We start from the raw sequence: 18,483 nt of genomic DNA on the forward strand, positions 1-18,483 counted from the left end.
ATGGTGTTGCATCTGGTTACAGTCTCGTTTTTTCGCTTTGCGATGATTTATTTGTCGCTCTCTTTTTTTGCATCGGACGGCGCTGCGGTGGCGTCGCCGCTTTTTTCTTCGCGTGTCACGAGGATCTTGTCGATGCGGGCGCGGTCCATGTCGACGACTTCAAAGGTGAAGCCGTTCCACTCGCATTTTTCGGCGACTTTCGGGATGTAGCCGAAGTAGGAGGTCAAAAAGCCGCCCATCGTCTGGTAGTGGTCGTGGTCTTCGTCGGGAAGTTCGGCGATGTCGAAGCGCTCTTTGAAGTCATCGATGGAGCAGAGGCCGTCGACGTACCATGAGTGCTCATCGCGCGGCGTGAACTGGATGGGGTCGGGCTCGACATTTGACATGGAGTCGCCAATGATCTCCTGCAGGATGTCGTTCATGGTGATGAAGCCGATGACGCCGCCGTATTCGTCGAGGACCATGGCCTCATGAATGCCTGTATCGCGGAATTTTGCGAGGACGCGGAAGGTCTCCATCGAGCGCGGCACGAACATGGGCTTGCGGATGTACTGCGCGAGGTCAAGCGATTTGCGCTCGAGCGAGGCATTCAAGAGGTCCTTGGCGTAGAGCACGCCGCAGAAATCGTCGAGGTTCTCGCGGCCAACGGGGAAGACATTCTGCGGATGCTCGCGGATGATGCGCAGGTTGTGGCGCAGGGAATCTGTCAGATCGAGCCAGAGCATCTGCGTGCGCGGCGTCATCAGGGAGTAGGCCGTCTGGTCGCTCATGTGGAAGATGCGGTCGACCATGGCCTGCTCGGACTTCTCGAAGGTGCCGTCTTCTGTGCCTTGTTCGATGAGGTCCTTGACCTCGTCCTCTGTGACGGTGTCCTCGATGTTCGGGTTGATGCCGAGCAGCAGCAGGACGCCGCTCGCGGAGCTGGACAGGAAGCGGATGAACGGCCGTGCGAGATGCGTGAGCCTTGCGACGATGCGGTGATACTTCATGAGTATGCGCTCAGGATTCTGTGCGGCTTTCTTCTTCGGCAGGAATTCGCTGAAGAGCAGAGCGATGTACGTCACGACGACGATGCTCAGAATCATCGCGATGAGCGTGGCATGCGGCAGGAACGAGATGAAGGTGGCGAGGTACGGCGCGATGAACGCACCCGTACAGATTCCCATGAGGATACCCGTCAGCGTGATGCCGACCTGGACGAGGGAAAGCGGCGCTTCTGCGTTCTCGAGCAAACCGAGTGCCGCCTCTGCGTCGCGGTTTCCATCTTCAGCGAGCTTCTCGAGGCGGCCGCGGTGGCTTTCCGTCAGCGCCGTCTCAATCAGGGAGAAGAAGGCATTGGCAAACAGCAGTAACAAGAGTAAGACGAGCAGTAGGCCCGCGTCAGTATTGTCCAAAAATGATACACATCCTTTTATCTGCATGAAATATAGTGTAAACTGTGTTCTTTATAATATAGCATAACTATGGTGCTTTGTCACATCTGGCGGAGCAGGAGCAGAAGACTCAGTCATCATACCAAGGGCCATTGCCGATGATGATGCCACCGTGCAGCGTCACAGGCGTGGAGCTGCCGACTTTTGTCGGCATGCGCGTCGTGATCTTGTACGGCGTATCGACGAGCCAGGCCGTGACGAGCACACCGTCGTCCTTTATTTTGCGGTAGGCCTTGCGGTCGAGCTCTGCTTTGTAGACTTCGCTCTTGTGGGCGGCGACGGTGGAGCTCGTCAGGGCTTGCGTGAAGGCCATGCCGTCCGACCACTTGTAGAGCGTCTTGCCATTCTTGTCGAGGATGGCGAAGTCGTAGACCTGGCCGTCGCGATGCGCGATGGAATAGTCGCTGTCACCGTCATTCGTGACCTTGAGCTCCATGATGAGGCGGCCGTGCTTTTCCTCGACCGTCAGCTCCTCGACAATCTTATCGAAGCTGAAGGCGGCATATGATGGCACGATCTCACTGCTGTGCGATCCGGACGTCGGGAAGGAGACGCCAATCCCCGTGCCGAAGGAAGCGGAGGCCACCGGCATGGAGGCTGCGCCGAGCGCGAGTGCGAGTGCGGGGATAAGGGCATATCGTTTCATGATGCATCACTCCTGATGATTTGTTTTGATTCACATGGGTATCGTTGCCTTTATTGTACCATGTTATGCTATAATGGAAGTAAGATTTTTTTCGGAGGAAGATACATGGAAAAAGAAACAAGAAATGACCTGCCGGGAATCCAGTGGTTCCCTGGCCACATGAAAAAGGCGCAGCGGTTGATCGAGGAGAATCTGAAGCTCGTCGATGTCGTCATCGAGCTGCTCGATGCGCGCATCCCGGCGAGCAGCGCCAACCCGATGCTGGCGGAGATCATCAAGGAGAAGCCGCGCCTTATCGCGCTCAACAAGTCGGACCTCGCGGATTCGGCGAGCACGAAGCGCTGGCTCGCGTATTTCCGTGCGCAGGGCATCCCGGCTGTCGCCATTGACTCGGTCAAGGGACGCGGCATGAAGCAGCTTGTCGCGAAGGCGGAGGAACTCGCGCGACCGAAGACGGACCGTTTCGTCAAGAACGGCGGTCGGCCGCGCGCGGCGCGCTGCATGATCCTTGGCATCCCGAACGTCGGCAAGTCGTCCCTCATTAACCGCCTGGCCGGCGCGGTCAAGGCGAAGGCAGCCGATAAGCCGGGTGTCACGCGCGCGAAGCAGTGGATCAAGATCGGCGCTGCGCTCGACCTGCTCGACACGCCGGGCATCCTCTGGCCGAAGTTCGAGGACCAGACGGTCGGACTGAAGCTTGCGTTCACGGGTGCCATCAACGACGACATCTACGACCGCGAGCAGGTCACGGCGCTCCTGCTCTCTGTCATGCGCCGCGATTATCCGGAGCGCCTGCAGGAGCGCTTCAAGTTCAAGGGGGATATGCCGGAAGATGGCATCGAGCTTTTAGAGGCCATCGGCCGCAAGCGCGGCTGCCTCGTCAAGGGCGGCGTCGTCGACCTCGAGAAGGCGCAGAACATCGTCTTGACAGAGTTCCGCAGCGGCAAGCTCGGTCTCGTCACGCTCGATAAGGTCCCCCAGTCTGCCTCGACGGAAGCTGCTGATGAGAAGCGGGGGGATGAGGCATGAAGGCCGTCGCAGACTGCACGATAAAGGAACTCGAGGCGGCCTTTGCCGCTGGCGCGGTCAGCGAGGAATTCCTCGCCGCCTGCCGCGCGGATACGCGCAAGGCTGCGGCCCGCCTCGTGCGCCGCTACGAGAAGGCACAGGCGGAGCACGAACGATTGCTGAAGCTCTACGCCTACGAGCATGCGGCCTGGGCACGCGGCCACGAGATCGTGGCCGGCGTCGACGAGGCGGGCCGCGGTCCGCTCGCCGGTCCTGTCTCGGTGGCGGCCGTCATCCTGCCGCACGACCTCTGCTTGCCGAAGCTCAATGACTCGAAGAAGATCTCGGCCAAGGTCCGCGAGGAGCTCTTCGATGAGATCCAGGAGAAGGCTATCGCCGTCGGCACGGCGCTCATTGACGCGCAGACAATCGATCGCGTCAACATCTACCGGGCGACGATCAACGGCATGTACGAGGCTATCTTCTCGCTGCGGCCGGAGCCGCAGGAAGTCCTCATCGATGCCGTGTCGCTCGACAGGCTGCCGATGCCCTCAGAGTCCATCATCAAGGGCGACGCGAAGTCCGCTTCGATAGCGGCGGCCTCAATCATCGCCAAGGTCACGCGTGACCGCCTCATGGACGAGTACGACAAGGTCTATCCGGAGTACGGCTTCGCGCAGCACAAGGGCTACGGCACGGCGCAGCACATCGAGGCGCTCAAGAAGTACGGTCCGTGCCCGATTCACCGCCGCTCCTTCGAGCCAGTGCGTTCGCTCTCCTACGACTTCGACGGAATCTGACTGCAGGTATCGGACTGCTTTGCAGGATGCTTGACTCTTTCTCGCTCAGCCCCTATAATGAAACTATACGAATCGTTTGAAAATTACAGGGAATGTGGAGAGAATCATGGACACGACGAAACTTGGCCGTCAGGGCGAAGAGGCCGCGGCCGTTTTTCTCGAACGGGCCGGTTACAGGCTTCTTGCGCGCAATTTTCGCACGCCGCGCGGTGAGATTGACATCGTGGCGGCCTGTGGGGAGACATTGGCCTTTATTGAAGTCAAGACGCGGCGCACGAGGCGCTTTGGGCGCCCGGCGGCCGCTGTCGATTACCGGAAACAACAGAAAATCATCCAGTCTGCGCGCTGGTTCTTGCGGCAGAGACATCTCGACGGTTGTCTCTGTCGTTTTGATGTCATTGAGGTCTGCGTCGCAGGGGAGCGCTGGGAAATCCATCACCTGCTCGGCGCGTTTGAGACGTGAGCGTTTTGCAGGCTGCCTGCCTTCTCGAGCGGAAAAGCGGAACGGCAGGCGAGTCGTAGAGATTGGGGGGATTGCGATTGTTTGCAAGATCATTTGGCGGCACGACGATGGGCGTCGACGGGCTCATCATCGCCGTGGAAGTCGATTCGGCGGCGGGACTGCCTGCCTTTGATATCGTCGGGCTGCCAGACACGGCGGTGCGTGAGTCGAAGGAGCGCGTGCGCACGGCCATCCGCAACTCCGGCATTCAGCTGCGTCAGGAGAAGGTCACGATAAATCTCGCGCCGGCCGGCATCCGCAAGGACAGTCCCGGCCTCGACCTGCCAATCGCCATCGGCCTCCTCGCAGCGTACGGCGTTGTGCCGCAGGACTCAATCAAGACGTCGTTCTTTGCAGCAGAGCTCTCCTTGGAAGGGGAGTGCCGCGCGGTGCACGGCATCCTGCCGATGGTCATCGCCGCTCGAGAGAAGGGGCTGACGTCCGTCTTTGTTGCGCGCGGCAATGCCAACGAGGCGCTGCCCGTCGAGGGCATCACGGTCTATGTGCTCGACCGGCTCAATGAGGTCGTGCAGTTCCTCAATGGGCAGGAAGCGCTTGTGCCGGCTGTGCCGTCGGAGGCAGAGGAGCGGCCTGTACTCTGCGATGACTTCGCCGATGTGCAGGGGCAGTTCCAGGCAAAAAGGGCGCTCGAGATCGCGGCGGCGGGCGGTCACAACCTGCTGATGATTGGCGTGCCGGGCTCCGGCAAGACGATGCTCGCACGCCGTTTGAGTTCCATCCTGCCGCGCCTCTCGCGCGAGGAGGCGCTCGAGGTCACGAAAATCTACAGCATCGCGGGTCTTTTGCCGCAGGGCGGCGGCCTTGTGCAGGAGCGTCCGTTCCGCAGCCCGCACCACACGACGTCGATGGTCGCGATGATCGGCGGCGGCAGTGTGCCGCGTCCCGGCGAGGTCACGCTCGCGCATCACGGTGTCTTGTTCCTCGACGAGCTGCCGGAATTCTCGAAGGCGACGCTTGAGGTCCTGCGGCAGCCGTTGGAGGACCGGGCTGTGACAATCTCGCGTGTCCACGCGACGCTGACGTTCCCGTCGAGCATGATCCTGATCTGCGCGATGAATCCCTGTCCGTGCGGCTACTACGGCGATGAGTCGGGCGGCCGGACGTGTGAGTGCACGCCGAGCGAGATCCGCCGCTACACGCGCAAGATATCAGGGCCGCTGCTCGACCGCATCGACATCCACATCCGCGTGCCGCGCGTCGCCTATCAGGAACTGACCTCGAAGCGGCGCGCTGAGTCGTCTGAGACGATACGAGGCCGCGTGGAGCAGGCAAGGCAGCGCCAGCTCGCGCGCCTGCATCCGTTTGGCCGCTTCTGCAATGCCCAGATGAACCACACCATCCTGCAGCGTGTGTGTCCGCTCACGGACGAGGCACAGTCGCTTTTAGAGCTGGCCTTCCGCCGCATGAACTTATCGGCCCGCTCTTACGACAGGATCATCAAGGTCGCGCGCACGATCGCGGACCTCGACGGGGCACCGGAGGAGATTGCAGCCAAGCACATCGCCGAGGCCGTCCAGCTGCGCAGCGACATCGGCCTTTCAGTGGAGTGAACGGCAGGGCGATAGCGAGGCAGCTCCTTTGACCAGATGGCAGGCGACAGGATATAATGGAAGGCATCACGATTCAGACACAATCCAGAAGACAAGATCCAGAAAGGAAGAAAAGAGACGGATGAAGACAGCCGATGTTTTTGTGAATATCCCCGTCAAGAGCATTGCGCGGGCCTATACGTACCGCGTGCCGCAGGAACTCGCCAAGATCGAGGCGGGCTGGCGCGTGTTCGTGCCGTTCGGCAGCCGCAAGGTCGAGGGCTTTGTCGTCGAGACGCATGAGCTCGCAGAAGCGCCGGAGAAGATCAAGCTCAAGGACATCATCGCCGCCGTCGATGAGGAGTGCTGGTTCTCGCCGCAGATGATCGAGATCGCGCGCTGGCTCTCGGAGTTCTATCTCTGCTCGCTGGCCGAGATCATGCGGCTCTTCATGCCGGGCAAGAGCGGCCTGCGCATCACGGTGCTTTACGAAGCGGACGAGAGCCAGCAGGACCACATGCTGCTCGCGATGCCGGGCTGCCGCGCCATCTACGACTACTTGCGCCGCGAGGGGCCGCAGAAGAAGGCAGCGATTGCCAAGGCGCTGCCGGAGTGGCAGGCGGATGTGGCTGACTTTCTCGAGAAGATGCAGAAGTACCACATCGTCCGCAAGGTCTACGAGGCGCAGAAGCGCGACGCGGCCCAGTACGAGAAATTCGTCGCGCTCTGCGGTGAGGTCACGCCGCAGCTCCTGGAAGACTATCGGCGCAAGAAGGCACAGGCGCACCTCCTGGAGCTCTTGCAGCAGACGCCGGAGCTGTCTTTTTCCGCGCTCAAGGAGCAGCATGTGAGCCTCGCGACAGTCCACAACCTTGAAGCGGCCGGCCTCGCAGAGATTCGTCGCCGCCGCGTGCTGCGCGACAGCTATCGCGACGCCAAGGCGCTGCATGAGGCCGTCGAGTTGACCGAGGACCAGCGGCAGGTCGTCGCACGCGTCTACCCGGCCATCGATGCGGCGCGCTATCAGGGATTCCTCTTGAAGGGCGTCACGGGCAGCGGCAAGACACAGGTCTACATCGAGCTCGCGGAGCGCGTGCGCGCGGCCGGGCGCCGCGTCATCGTGCTCGTGCCGGAGATTGCGCTGACGGGACAGGTCGTCATGGCTTTCAAGGCGTACTTTCCCGATGATCTCGTTGTCATGCACAGCCGCCTGAGCCTCGCGGAGCGCAACGACGCCATCCTGCGCGTGCGCCGCAATGAGGCGGGCATCATCATCGGCGCGCGCTCGGCGCTCTTCACGCCGGCCGATGACATCGGCCTCGTCATCCTCGACGAGGAGCAGGATATGAGCTACAAGCAGGATGAGTCGCCGCGCTACCACGCGCGCGTCGTCGCCGAGAAGATTGCGCGCGTCCACGGGGCCGTGCTGCTCCTGGGCAGTGCGACGCCGTCGCTCGAGTCGTACTTTCGCGCGGCACAGGGGGAGCTCACGCTGCTCGTCATGCCGCGGCGCATCGGCGACATCCCGCTGCCCATCATCCATTGCGTCGACATGCGCGAGGAGCTGCGCATGGGCAACCGCCACATCATCTCGCGCTCGCTGCAGGAGCTCATCGAGCACACCATCGCGCAGCACCAGCAGGTCATCATCATGCTCAACCGGCGCGGCTTCTCGACGTTTGTCATGTGCCGCTCGTGTGGCGAGGTCATCCGCTGCCGCCACTGCGGCCTGCCGCTCGTCTACCACCGCAGCGGCCAACTCAAGTGCCATCACTGCGATGTGCAGGAGCCAGTGCCCGATGTCTGCCCAAAGTGCGGCAGCCGCTACATCAAGTACTTCGGCTCGGGCACGGAGAAGCTCGAGCAGGAACTGCGGCAGCTCGTGCCGTCCGCGCGCGTCATCCGCATGGACCGTGACACGACGACGACGAAATTCGCCCATCAGGAGATCCTCGAGAGCTTCCGGCGCGGCGAGTACGACATCCTGCTCGGCACGCAGATGGTCGCCAAGGGGCACGATATCCCAAATGTCACGGCCGTCGGCATCATCAGCGCCGACTCAAGCCTCAACATGCCCGACTTCCGCGCGGCAGAGCGCTGCTTCATGCTGATCACGCAGACGGCGGGGCGCGCCGGGCGTCACGAGACGCGCGGCCAGGTCGTCATTCAGACCTACAATCCCACGCACTACGCCGTGACCTGCGGCATCCGGCAGGACTACGAGGGCTTCTTTCACAAGGAGATTGCCCTCCGTCAGGAACTCTTCTACCCGCCGTACAGCCGCCTCGTCAAGCTGCTCTACCAGGACGCGTCGGAGGAGAAGGCGAGAGCGAATGCCACCGCGCTCGTCAAGGCGTTCGAGCTCGCCTTCGCAGGACGCGAGGGCCATCAGGTCATCGGCCCTGCGCCCGCACTCATCGCCTGCTTCCGCGGCGTCTACCGCTTCGTCGTGCTCATCAAGACGGCCAATCTTTCAGCCGTGCACGACTTCCTCAAGGAGCAGGGGCTCCACCTGCGCGCCGATGTCGCCATCGACATCGACCCCATCACGATGTTTTGAGCCGCCCTATACGGGCGGTTCTCTTTTTTGCTGCCCCAGAATGTGCTATAATAAAAAGGTGTTTTTCAGCACGAGCATGAACATGCAATTTGATTTGGATGGTGAAAATATGAAAGTAACGAAAGAAGACCTGGAGAACGTCGCGGTCCTCTCCCGCCTCTCGGTGCCGGAGGGCAAGGCTGAGACCTACATCCAGCAGATGGACTCAATCCTGACGTACATGGACAATCTTTCCAAAGTCGATACGGACAATGTCAAGCCGACGACGTATGCGCTGCCGATGCAGAACGTCTTCCGCGAGGATGTCGTCAAGCCGTCGCTGCCGCGCGAGGAAGCGCTCGCGAATGCGCCGCTGCAGGAAGACGGCTATTTCAAGGTGCCGAAGGTACTTGAGGACTGACGGAGGGAACGATTGTGAGATTATACGATAAACCGGCGCATGTCCTGCACGACATGCTCGTCAACAAGGAAATCACTTCGGTCGAGCTGACGCAGGACGTGCTCAGCCGCATCGATGAGGTCGAGGGCGATGTCGAGGCGTACCTGACGATCACGCGCGCGGAGGCTCTTGCACAGGCAGAGGCCGTCGACAAGAAAATCGCGGCAGGGGAGGAGATTTCCTTCCTCGAGGGCATCCCGGGGGCCATCAAGGACAACATCTGCACGAAGGGCGTCAAGACGACTTGCGCCTCGAAGATCCTCGAGCACTTCGTGCCGCCGTACGACGCGACGGTCATGACGAAGATCAAGGCCGAGAATCCTGTCATCCTCGGCAAGGTCAACATGGATGAGTTCGCCATGGGCGGCTCGACAGAGAACTCCGCCTACCATGTGACGCACAATCCGTGGAACCTCGACTGCGTGCCGGGCGGCTCTTCGGGCGGCAGTGCCGCAGCCGTCGCCGCTGGCACGGCCATCTGGGCACTCGGCTCCGATACGGGCGGATCCATCCGTCAGCCGGCTTCCTTCTGCGGCGTCGTCGGCATGAAGCCGACGTATGGCCGCGTCTCGCGCTACGGTCTCGTCGCCTATGCGTCCTCGCTCGATCAGATCGGCCCGCTGACACGCGATGTCACCGACTGCGCGAACATCCTCAATATCATCGCCGGCCACGACGAGATGGACTCCACGTCGAGCGCAGCAGAGGTGCCCGATTACACAAAGGCGCTCGTCGAAGATGTCAAGGGCCTCAAGATCGGCCTGCCGAAGGAGTACTTCGTCGAGGGTATGGACCCGGAGGTCGAGCAGGCTGTCCGCACGGCCATCAAGAAGTACGAGGAACTCGGCGCAGAAGTCGTCGAGATCTCCCTGCCGCACACGGAGTACGCGATCTCCACGTACTACCTCATCGCGCCGGCTGAGGCCGCGACGAACCTCGAGCGCTACGATGGCGTCAGCTACGGCGAGCGCGTCGACGGCGAGGACCTCGTCCAGATGATGACGAACACGCGCGATGAGAAGTTCGGCGAGGAAGTCAAGCGCCGCATCATGATCGGCAACTACGCGCTCTCCGCCGGCTACTATGACGCCTACTACCTCAAGGCACTCAAGGTCCGCACGCTCGTCCAGCAGGACTACACGGAAGCCTTCAAGAAAGTCGATGTCATCATGGCGCCGACGGCTCCGACGCCGGCCTTCAAGATCGGCGAGATGATTGCAGACCCGCTGCAGATGTACCTGCAGGATGTCTGCACCGTCCCCTTGAACCTCGCCGGCCTGCCGGGCATCTCCATCCCGTGCGGCAAGAGCAGCAAAGGCCTGCCCATCGGCCTGCAGATCATCGGCAAGCCGCTCGCGGAGGAGACACTGATCCGCACGGCCTACACGTATGAGCAGAGCCAGGACTACCACAAGCAGATGCCTGAGCTGGGAGGGAACCACTGATGAAATACGAAGCAGTCATTGGCCTTGAGATCCACTGCGAGCTCAAGACGAAAACAAAGATCTTCTGCGGCTGTGCTACGGGCTTCGGCGCAGAGCAGAACACGCATGTCTGCCCGGTCTGCCTCGGCCTGCCGGGCGTTCTGCCGACGGTCAACAAGCGCGTCGTCGAGTTCGGCATCAAGGCCGGCCTCGCGACGAACTGTACGATCAACAAGTACAGCAAGTTCGACCGCAAGAACTACTATTACCCGGACCTGCCGAAGAACTGGCAGACGTCCCAGTACGACCTGCCGATCGCTGAGCACGGCTGGGTCGACATCGACGTCGACGGTGAGAAGAAGCGCATCCGCCTGACGCGCATCCACATGGAGGAAGACGCCGGCAAGCTCGTCCACTCCGGCACGACCATCAAGGACTCCGCGACGAGCAACGTCGACTACAACCGCACGGGTGTGCCACTCCTCGAGATCGTCTCCGAGCCAGACCTGCGTTCTGCGGAAGAGGCTCGCGCCTACATGGAGAAAATCAAGGCCATCATGGAGTACATCGACGTCTCGAACTGCCGCATGGAAGAGGGCAACCTGCGCGCCGACATCAACGTCTCCCTGCGCCCGGTCGGCACGAAGGAACTCGGCACCCGCACGGAGATGAAGAACATCAACTCCTTCAAGAACCTCGAGGACGCCATCAACTACGAGATCGAGCGCCAGGAAGAGGTGCTCGAGGACGGCGGCCACGTCGTCCAGGAGACGCGCACGTTCGACCCGGCTCGCGGCATCACGCTCTCGATGCGCAGCAAAGAGAACGCCCACGACTACCGCTACATGCCGGAGCCGGATCTGCCGCCAATCGTCACGAGTGAGGAGACGATCGAGAAGTACCGCAGCGAGCTGCCGGAACTGCCGGATGCACGCCGCGCCCGCCTCGAGAAAGAGTACGGCCTGTCCGACTACGACGCCGGCATCATCACGAGCTCGCGCGCCATGGCCGAGTACTTTGACGCCGTCGTCGCGACGGGCGCTGACCCGAAGCTCGCGGCCAACTGGATCATGGGCGACCTCGCCAAGAACCTCAACGAGGACGGCATCGACATCACGAAGTCCCCGGTCAGCGCAGAGCGCCTCGGCAAGATGATCGGCCTCATCATGAAGGACACGATCTCCGGCAAGATTGCCAAGAAGGTCTTCAAGGAGATGTGGACGAATAAGGACGAGCCGGAGAAGATCGTCAAGGACAAGGGCCTCGTCCAGATCACGGACACGGGTGCTATCGAGGCAGCTGTCGATGCGGCCATTGCCGCGAATCCGAAAGCTGTCGAAGAGTACAAGGGCGGCAAGAAGAAAGCCATCGGAGCCCTCGTCGGCCAGGTCATGAAGGCCACGCGCGGCAAAGCCAACCCGCAAATGGTCAACAAGATGCTCGCCGAGAAGCTTGCGGACTAAAACAGGATACCTGCACGAAAAGCCTTCCCCTCTGGGGAAGGTTTTTGACAAAATGAAAGGAGATTTCCCATGCAGTACAGAGCAGCCATCTTCGACCTCGACGGCACGCTCGTCGACACGCTCGAGGACCTGGCCATCAGCGTCAACGAGATGCTCGAGTCCTACGGATTCCCGACGCATCCTCTTGATGAATACCGCTATTACCTTGGCAACGGCTCCAAGAAGCTCATTGAGCGCACCCTGCCGAAGGAGAAGGCCGCCGATGAGGCCTTTGTCATCGAGGCGATGAAGCGCTATCAGGCCATCTACGAACATCACCGCGATCACACCGGCCCGTTCCCCGGCATCCAGGCGATGCTCGACGCGCTCAAGGCCAAGGGCATCCCGATGGGCGTCTGCACAAACAAGCACCAGCAGGCGGCCGACGAGATCATCGGCGGCATGTTCCCCACGGGAACATTCACGACCGTCATGGGTGACCGCCCCGGCCTTCCCATCAAGCCGGACCCGACGAAGGTCCTCATGATGGCCAAGGAATACGGCGTAAAGCCCGAAGAGGTCGCCTACTTCGGCGACACGAGTGTCGACATGGACACGGCCGTCAACGCCGGCTTCCTGCCCGTCGGCGTGCTCTGGGGCTTCCGCCCCGAGAAAGAGCTTCTCGAGCACGGCGCCAAGGTCATCCTCGCTAACCCAGCGGAACTCTTCGAGAAATTGACATTTGCAAAAGGATAATATCATGAAACACAAAGTTCCCGTCGAAAAAGGAAAATCATATGAGATCGAGATCCGCACGCTCGGCACGAGCGGCGAAGGAGTAGGGCGATACGAAGACTTCACGGTCTTTGTGCCGGGAGCCCTGCCGGGTGAATCCGTGCAGGCTGCCATTGATGAGGTCAAAAAGACGTATGCCAAGGGCCATCTCATCAAGGTCTTGCGCGCCAGCCGTGACCGTGTCGTGCCAGCTTGCCCAATCTACGAGCAGTGCGGCGGCTGCCAGCTCCAGCACCTCGACTACATGGCACAGCTCAAGGCCAAGCGCCAGCAGGTCATCGACGCCGTCACGCGCATCGGCGGCCAGAAAGACCTCTTCGTCGAGCCGACCATCGGCGCGGAGAGCCCGTGGAACTACCGCAACAAGATGCAGTTCCCGATTGGGCGCGTCAAGGGGAAGACCGTCATCGGCTGCTTTGCGCAGGGATCACATGAGATCATCGACACGCACGACTGCCACATCCAGAAGGAAGGCAACAATGAGATCGTCAACGCCGTGCGCGAGATCATCACCGAACTGCGCATTCCGGTCTACAATGAGGACCGCCACACCGGCGTCCTGCGCCATGTCGTCGGCCGTGTCGGCGAGAACGGCGAGCTCATGGTCGTCATCGTCACCGCCACGAAGCAGCTGCCGCGCGAGAAAGATTTCGTCAAGGCCCTGCGCAAGCGCCTGCCGCATGTCGTCAGCATCCACCAGAACATCCAGACGTACCGCAACAACGTCATCATGGGCCGCGAGACGAATCTGCTCTGGGGCAAGCCGACCATCCTCGACCGCATCGGCCGCCTGACCTTCCACATCTCGCCGCGGTCCTTCTTCCAGGTCAACACAAAGCAGGCGGAAGTCCTCTACAACAAGGCCCTGGAATTCGCAAACCTCAAGGGAGAAGAGACCGTCATCGATGCCTACTGCGGCACTGGCACGATCACCCTGTTTCTCGCTCAGAAGGCCCGCGAAGTCTACGGCATCGAGATCGTCAAGCCGGCCATCCTCGACGCACAGAAGAACGCCCGCGACAACAATGTCCGCAACGCCGAGTTCATCGTCGGCGATGCGACAGAAGTCATGCCGCGCCTCTACAAACAGGGCGTGCGCGCCGATGTCGTCGTCGTCGACCCGCCGCGCGCCGGCTGCACCGAGACCGTCCTCAAGACCTTCGCCAACATGCACCCCGACCGCATCGTCTACGTCTCCTGCAACCCCGCCAGCCTCGCCCGCGATATCGCCATCCTCGAGCCCCTCGGCTACAAGGCCGAGAAGGTCCAGCCCGTCGACATGTTCCCGATGACTTCGCACGTTGAGACGGTCTGTCTCCTGTCAAGGCAAAAGTAAATATGGGGCTCAATAAGCCGGCGAATTGTCAAGCTAAGTGCAACACCTTTGAGAAATAGACTTCATATGGTGTTTTGTAGCCGCTTCCCAGTGGCCACGGACGGAACGGTTCGCTGCACTGGCAGGACGCTCTTCGATGGGGTGCGATATGACGAACTTGCCACGATGTTCTTCGCTGCCTTTCTTGTGACGCCGTTTCCCATGATGCCGTAGTTTCCGAAATCTCATCAGCGATGGCATTGTATGGCTCTGATGTGGCGGTTGATAGAGTAAATATATTTCTCTATCAGCCGTTTTTTTTTGCTTATAAGCATTGACATATCGCGAAAGATGGATATAATAAATGTATGGACAAGATTGAAATTTTTAAAGCACTATCAAATGAAACCCGTCTCAGTATTATTGAGTGGTTGAAGGAACCGGAGAAAAACTTTCCGCCGCAGGGAGGACATTTTGATGATGGGGTGGATCTGAAAGGCGGTGTGTGTGTTGGAAGCATCCGCGACAAAGCCGGGATATCACAGTCAACCGTATCTCATTACCTAGATATGCTGCAAAAAGCAGGCTTGCTTCTTTCCGAAAGGCGCGGAAAGTGGACATATTACAGACGGAATGAAGAGACCCTCGCTGCGCTGGCAGACTACTTCGGTCACGAAATTTAAGTTGTGTATGGATTAGACGGGATGAAGATCCCGTTTAATTTAAACCATTATATATCGACAAAGTGAGATATAAGGACATATAGAAACGAGGAGGAATTCGTATGCATTTTTCATGTGGAATCGTCAGACCGCCTTATGAGGCTGGTTCCTGTTTTTTACAAGTAACGTCGGGTTGTTCGCATAATAAGTGCCGCTTTTGCACCTTTTACAAGGAAGCACCTTTTTCCGTATCTCCGGAGAGTGAGATACGGGAGGATCTTCAGGAGATCCGGAATTCCGGATGGGAGGTAAAGCGGATTTTTCTGCAGGGGGCAGATCCGTTCCTGCTGAGCTACGACAGGCTTAAAAGAATCATGGACCTGATAAAAGAATACTTGCCCTGGGGTGTTTCCGTCGGCGGATATGGCCGGGTGGATAGTGTAAGGAACAAGTCTGTAGGTGAGCTGAAGTCGTTGAAAGAGATGGGATACGACATGATCGTATTCGGGATCGAGTCGGGCGATGATGCTGTCCTCGATAAGATGAACAAGGGCTATCATGCTAGTGATATAGTGGAACAGCTCTCCAAGCTGGATGAGGCGGGAATGCATTATTCTGTCATCTTCTTATACGGGCTGGGAGGTCATGAGTATGGTATGGGGCATGCTGTCAAAACAGCAGAAGTGTTAAACCACCTGTCGCCCGTCAGAGTACTGGCTTCCGGGCTCTCGATCTTCCCTGACACACCGCTTATGGAGGAAGTAAGAAGAGGTGAGTTCGTAGAGGCTACAGAGACAGAGAAGATACAGGAACTGTATACCTTTGTGAAGACGCTTGATATCCACACTCTGCTGGATGCGACGAATGTCTCCAACATGATGCCGGTATATGGACATCTTCCGGAGGACAAAGAGAAGATACTGGCGATGCTCAAACAGGGTGCAGACGAACAGGGAGAAGAGCGATTGCGGATGCGAAGAGACAGCATGAGAAGCCTGTGACCAGGACAAAAATCAGAAAAGCGGTATTTAGATGAAAGTGTATTATATTGTAGATTATTTATGGACGGACATTCGCTTTCGGCATTTCCGTATATTAGGCGGTCAGATTGATATACTATAAGAGGGGATACTGTAATGAGACAATATGTAGTTGATGCATTTACGGATTCTGTGTTTCATGGCAATCAGGCGGCTGTTTGCGTACTGGACCAGTGGCCGGATGATGAACTGATGATGAACATAACCAGAGAGAACAATTTTTCGGAGACAGCTTTTACTGTCCGGGAAGGTGATAAATGGCACTTGCGCTGGTTTACACCGGGTGGGGAAATCGATTTGTGTGGTCATGCCACGCTTGGAACCGCCTATGTTCTGTTCCGTTTTTATGAAAAGAATTCGGACAGACTTGTCTTTACCACTCTGTCCGGTGACTTAATAGTAACAAAAGAAGGGAATCTGTTGGAAATGGAGTTTCCCGCTTATGACCTGGTGCCAGTGGAAGTGACAGACGAAATGGAACAGGCTCTTGGTTCCAGACCACTTGAAGCCTTCATGGGAAGGGATCTGCTTTGCGTGATGGAGGATGAAAAGACAGTACGAGAACTTACACCGGATCTGGAAAGAGTAAAACAGATAGCTGGCTTGCTTCTTCATGTTACTGCCGCGGGAATGGATACAGATTGTGTTTCTCGCAGTTTTGCTCCGAAACTGGGTGTTGCCGAAGACCCGGTTTGTGGATCGGGCCATTGTCATATCATCCCTTATTGGGCAGATTTGCTTGGCGAAGACAAGCTGGTGGCATATCAGGCGTCCAAACGCGGTGGGACACTTTATTGTCGTCGTGAAGAAAACAAGATCTATATGGCTGGTAAAGCAGCGCTTTACTCGGTCGATGAATTGTTTGTAGAGTAATTTCAGTGTATGCTTCGATATATTCGAATTACATACAAAAAGACCGTCACATATATTCGTGGCGGTCTTCGTCATTCATGGAATGATGTATGTGAAGTAGAGGTGTCGTTTTAAGAACGATGTGTTTTGCAGAGATATTTTTGGGGAAGCTGGACGATGATGATGCCCAAGAGGATGCAGATCGCTCCTACTGATTGGATGGGCGTAAAGGTTTCGTTCAGGAAGATGACGCCTAGGATGGCGGCGATGAGCGGGTTGAGCGCTGTGAACAGGCCGGCTTTCTCGGCACTGGTATACTTTTGCGCGACGGGCTGAAAGGTGAAGCCAAAGACGGAGCAGATGAATACTAAGGCTAGGATGGCGCTCCACGTTGTCGTATCGTCAGGAATGACTGGACGTTCCAATAAGGCCGTGCCTACTGTGCTGTATATGGCGAGAAACCCCATCTGCAAGATTCCTAACAGTAACGGGTCACACTGCCGGGCCAGGCGGGCAGTCAGGCAAATCCAAAAGGCATAGAAAACGGAACCGGTTAGACAGATGATTTCGCCCGGGGCCAGGTGGAAGTCAGCGCCTTGCAGGGTGAGACAAGCGATGCCAATCAGGAGCAGAATCGTAGCCGTCAGGACTTGTTTTCTCGGCCAATGGCGGCTGGCAACAGCCATTAAGATTAGAACCCAGACGGCGGATGTATTTTCCAAGAAGGCCGCTGTCGAAGAGGGAATCGTCGTCAAGCTGATGAGCTCACAGGTCATGCAGGCGAAGAGGAAGGTTCCTAAGAGACAGGCAGCTTTCCATACTTGGCGTGTCAACAGTGGAAGACGGTGGTGGAAGAGCAACAGCAGGATAAGCGTCGTCAGGGTAAAGCGGGTAGCCAGCAGTTCTAATGGTGGTATCCCATTCAGGCCGATTTTCGACAGGAGATAGGAAATGCTGCGCGAAGCGATGACGAGGATGAGCAGTATTTCTGCATGTCGTTGTTTCATGAAAAGTCTCCTTACTTTTTTACTTTTATGATATGATAGAAGTAGCATGGAGGGAATAGCAAAATAATCCATGAGGTATTGAGAGAAAAGCAAAGGTGATAGCTGTGAATACGGAAAAATGCAGGCTCTTGTTGCAAGTCATCCAGGCGGGCAGTTTTTCTTCCACTGCCGAACGATTGGGATATACCCCGTCTGGTGTCATGCGGGCCATTGCTTCGTTGGAAAAGGAAATCGGGTTTACCCTGTTGGGGCGGACAGCGCAAGGCGTTTATCTGACCCGTGAAGGCCAGGCCGTCCTCCCGTATCTGCGCCGTCTCGTACGGGATGAAGATGCTCTATTGCAGTACAGTGCGCAGATACGGGGACTGACAGCCGGGGATATTTACATTGGATCTTATTTCAGCGTGGCTGCTAACTGGCTGCCGCAAATCATACAGGCGTTCCAGCAGGCTTACCCGGCAGTCCACGTCCATATTGAGGAATGCGCCAATAAAGTGATGTATGACGGATTGGAAGAAGGGCGCTTTGACTGCTGCATTACGACTTGGCGCCCTTTTTCCGGGGATTGGATTCCCTTGTGTGAAGATGAAATGGTCATGTGGCTTCCAGAAAATCATCCCTTGGCACAAGCCAAGGTCTATCCGCTGAAGCGGTTGTGTCACGAATCGTTCATCGAACCATTGCCACAGCAGGACACAGATGTCGCCCGAATTCTCAAGGAAGAACATATTTCCTATGAAACGCGATATACGGCTATCGATAACTATACGACGTATCGCATGGTCGAAGCCGGGCTGGGTGTCAGCATGAACAACCGTCTCATGACGGCACAATGGCGGGGCCGCGTGGCTATCCTTCCCATGGAACCGGCCCATACGATTACCATAGGCATTGCCATTCCCAGCCGGGACAGCGCGGCTCCGGCAGTCAAGAAATTCGTCCATTACGTGCAAAAGGGAATCAGCCAGATACTTGCATCAATCGGGCAGTCAAAACCATAGATTGCAT

17 protein-coding genes and 1 pseudogene are annotated in these 18,483 nt (G+C 58.1%); 14 read left to right on the top strand and 4 right to left on the bottom strand.

The features are described from left to right. Window positions 1-47: 47 nt before the first annotated feature. On the bottom strand, window positions 48-1,394 hold the full coding sequence (locus B2X55_RS06540; RefSeq protein WP_279181766.1) for a hemolysin family protein: 1,347 nt from the start codon (window positions 1,392-1,394) through the stop codon (window positions 48-50). A gap of 109 nt (window positions 1,395-1,503) precedes the next feature. Continuing rightward, window positions 1,504-2,079: a BsuPI-related putative proteinase inhibitor gene (locus B2X55_RS06545; RefSeq protein WP_286821411.1), complete on the bottom strand. Its 576-nt coding sequence runs from the start codon at window positions 2,077-2,079 to the stop codon at window positions 1,504-1,506. 105 nt (window positions 2,080-2,184) lie between these two features. Here B2X55_RS06545 and ylqF point away from each other — a divergent pair, with 105 nt between their 5' ends. From ylqF to rlmD, 10 genes are all read left to right on the top strand, one after another. Beyond that, the gene (gene ylqF / locus B2X55_RS06550) at window positions 2,185-3,108 is read left to right on the top strand and encodes a ribosome biogenesis GTPase YlqF (protein ID WP_286821413.1); all 924 of its coding nucleotides are present in this window, start codon (window positions 2,185-2,187) and stop codon (window positions 3,106-3,108) included. After that, window positions 3,105-3,887, top strand: a complete 783-nt coding sequence (locus tag B2X55_RS06555; RefSeq protein WP_286821414.1) for a ribonuclease HII — start codon at window positions 3,105-3,107, stop codon at window positions 3,885-3,887. Before ylqF ends, B2X55_RS06555 begins: the two co-directional genes overlap by 4 nt. A 106-nt stretch (window positions 3,888-3,993) precedes the next feature. Next, on the top strand, window positions 3,994-4,350 hold the full coding sequence (locus B2X55_RS06560; protein ID WP_286821415.1) for a YraN family protein: 357 nt from the start codon (window positions 3,994-3,996) through the stop codon (window positions 4,348-4,350). Between the two features lie 77 nt (window positions 4,351-4,427). Beyond that, window positions 4,428-5,960, top strand: coding sequence for a YifB family Mg chelatase-like AAA ATPase (locus B2X55_RS06565; RefSeq protein ID WP_286821416.1), 1,533 nt, complete (start codon window positions 4,428-4,430; stop codon window positions 5,958-5,960). Between the two features lie 121 nt (window positions 5,961-6,081). Next, window positions 6,082-8,499, top strand: coding sequence for a primosomal protein N' (priA, locus tag B2X55_RS06570; protein ID WP_286821417.1), 2,418 nt, complete (start codon window positions 6,082-6,084; stop codon window positions 8,497-8,499). Window positions 8,500-8,608: 109 nt separating this feature from the next. Then, window positions 8,609-8,899 (top strand): Asp-tRNA(Asn)/Glu-tRNA(Gln) amidotransferase subunit GatC, encoded by a 291-nt coding sequence (gene gatC, locus B2X55_RS06575; RefSeq protein ID WP_036378431.1) that lies wholly within the window; start codon window positions 8,609-8,611, stop codon window positions 8,897-8,899. A gap of 14 nt (window positions 8,900-8,913) precedes the next feature. Beyond that, the gene (gatA, locus tag B2X55_RS06580) at window positions 8,914-10,383 is read left to right on the top strand and encodes an Asp-tRNA(Asn)/Glu-tRNA(Gln) amidotransferase subunit GatA (protein ID WP_278521250.1); all 1,470 of its coding nucleotides are present in this window, start codon (window positions 8,914-8,916) and stop codon (window positions 10,381-10,383) included. Beyond that, on the top strand, window positions 10,383-11,825 hold the full coding sequence (gene gatB, locus B2X55_RS06585; protein WP_286821419.1) for an Asp-tRNA(Asn)/Glu-tRNA(Gln) amidotransferase subunit GatB: 1,443 nt from the start codon (window positions 10,383-10,385) through the stop codon (window positions 11,823-11,825). The genes gatA and gatB overlap by 1 nt, the downstream gene beginning before the upstream one ends. Window positions 11,826-11,894: 69 nt before the next feature. Beyond that, complete coding sequence (locus tag B2X55_RS06590; RefSeq protein ID WP_286821420.1) at window positions 11,895-12,560, top strand: HAD family hydrolase; 666 nt, start codon at window positions 11,895-11,897, stop codon at window positions 12,558-12,560. Between the two features lie 4 nt (window positions 12,561-12,564). Beyond that, window positions 12,565-13,935: a 23S rRNA (uracil(1939)-C(5))-methyltransferase RlmD gene (gene rlmD, locus B2X55_RS06595; protein WP_286821421.1), complete on the top strand. Its 1,371-nt coding sequence runs from the start codon at window positions 12,565-12,567 to the stop codon at window positions 13,933-13,935. Between the two features lie 75 nt (window positions 13,936-14,010). Here rlmD and B2X55_RS10915 read toward each other — a convergent pair. Further along, window positions 14,011-14,154, bottom strand: a pseudogene (locus tag B2X55_RS10915) (IS30 family transposase); the annotation flags it as partial. A gap of 128 nt (window positions 14,155-14,282) precedes the next feature. On the opposite strand from B2X55_RS10915, the gene B2X55_RS06605 reads away from it, so the two are divergent. The 3 genes from B2X55_RS06605 to B2X55_RS06615 all read left to right on the top strand — a co-directional run bounded on the left by B2X55_RS06605 (window position 14,283) and on the right by B2X55_RS06615 (window position 16,489). Beyond that, on the top strand, window positions 14,283-14,597 hold the full coding sequence (locus tag B2X55_RS06605; protein WP_255240583.1) for an ArsR/SmtB family transcription factor: 315 nt from the start codon (window positions 14,283-14,285) through the stop codon (window positions 14,595-14,597). 101 nt (window positions 14,598-14,698) lie between these two features. Beyond that, window positions 14,699-15,577, top strand: a complete 879-nt coding sequence (locus B2X55_RS06610) for a radical SAM protein (protein ID WP_286821423.1) — start codon at window positions 14,699-14,701, stop codon at window positions 15,575-15,577. Between the two features lie 135 nt (window positions 15,578-15,712). After that, on the top strand, window positions 15,713-16,489 hold the full coding sequence (locus B2X55_RS06615) for a PhzF family phenazine biosynthesis protein (protein ID WP_286821424.1): 777 nt from the start codon (window positions 15,713-15,715) through the stop codon (window positions 16,487-16,489). A 110-nt stretch (window positions 16,490-16,599) separates the two neighbouring features. Here the strand turns inward: B2X55_RS06615 and B2X55_RS06620 are convergent, their stop codons facing one another. Next, window positions 16,600-17,475 (bottom strand): DMT family transporter, encoded by an 876-nt coding sequence (locus B2X55_RS06620; protein WP_286821425.1) that lies wholly within the window; start codon window positions 17,473-17,475, stop codon window positions 16,600-16,602. 128 nt (window positions 17,476-17,603) lie between these two features. On the opposite strand from B2X55_RS06620, the gene B2X55_RS06625 reads away from it, so the two are divergent. Next, entirely contained in the window at window positions 17,604-18,476 is an 873-nt protein-coding gene (locus B2X55_RS06625) for a LysR family transcriptional regulator (protein WP_286821426.1), read from the top strand. Window positions 18,477-18,483 lie beyond the last annotated feature (7 nt).

Source organism: Mitsuokella sp. UBA4253 (genome assembly GCF_002395285.1).
GTDB lineage: Bacteria > Bacillota > Negativicutes > Selenomonadales > Selenomonadaceae > Mitsuokella > Mitsuokella jalaludinii.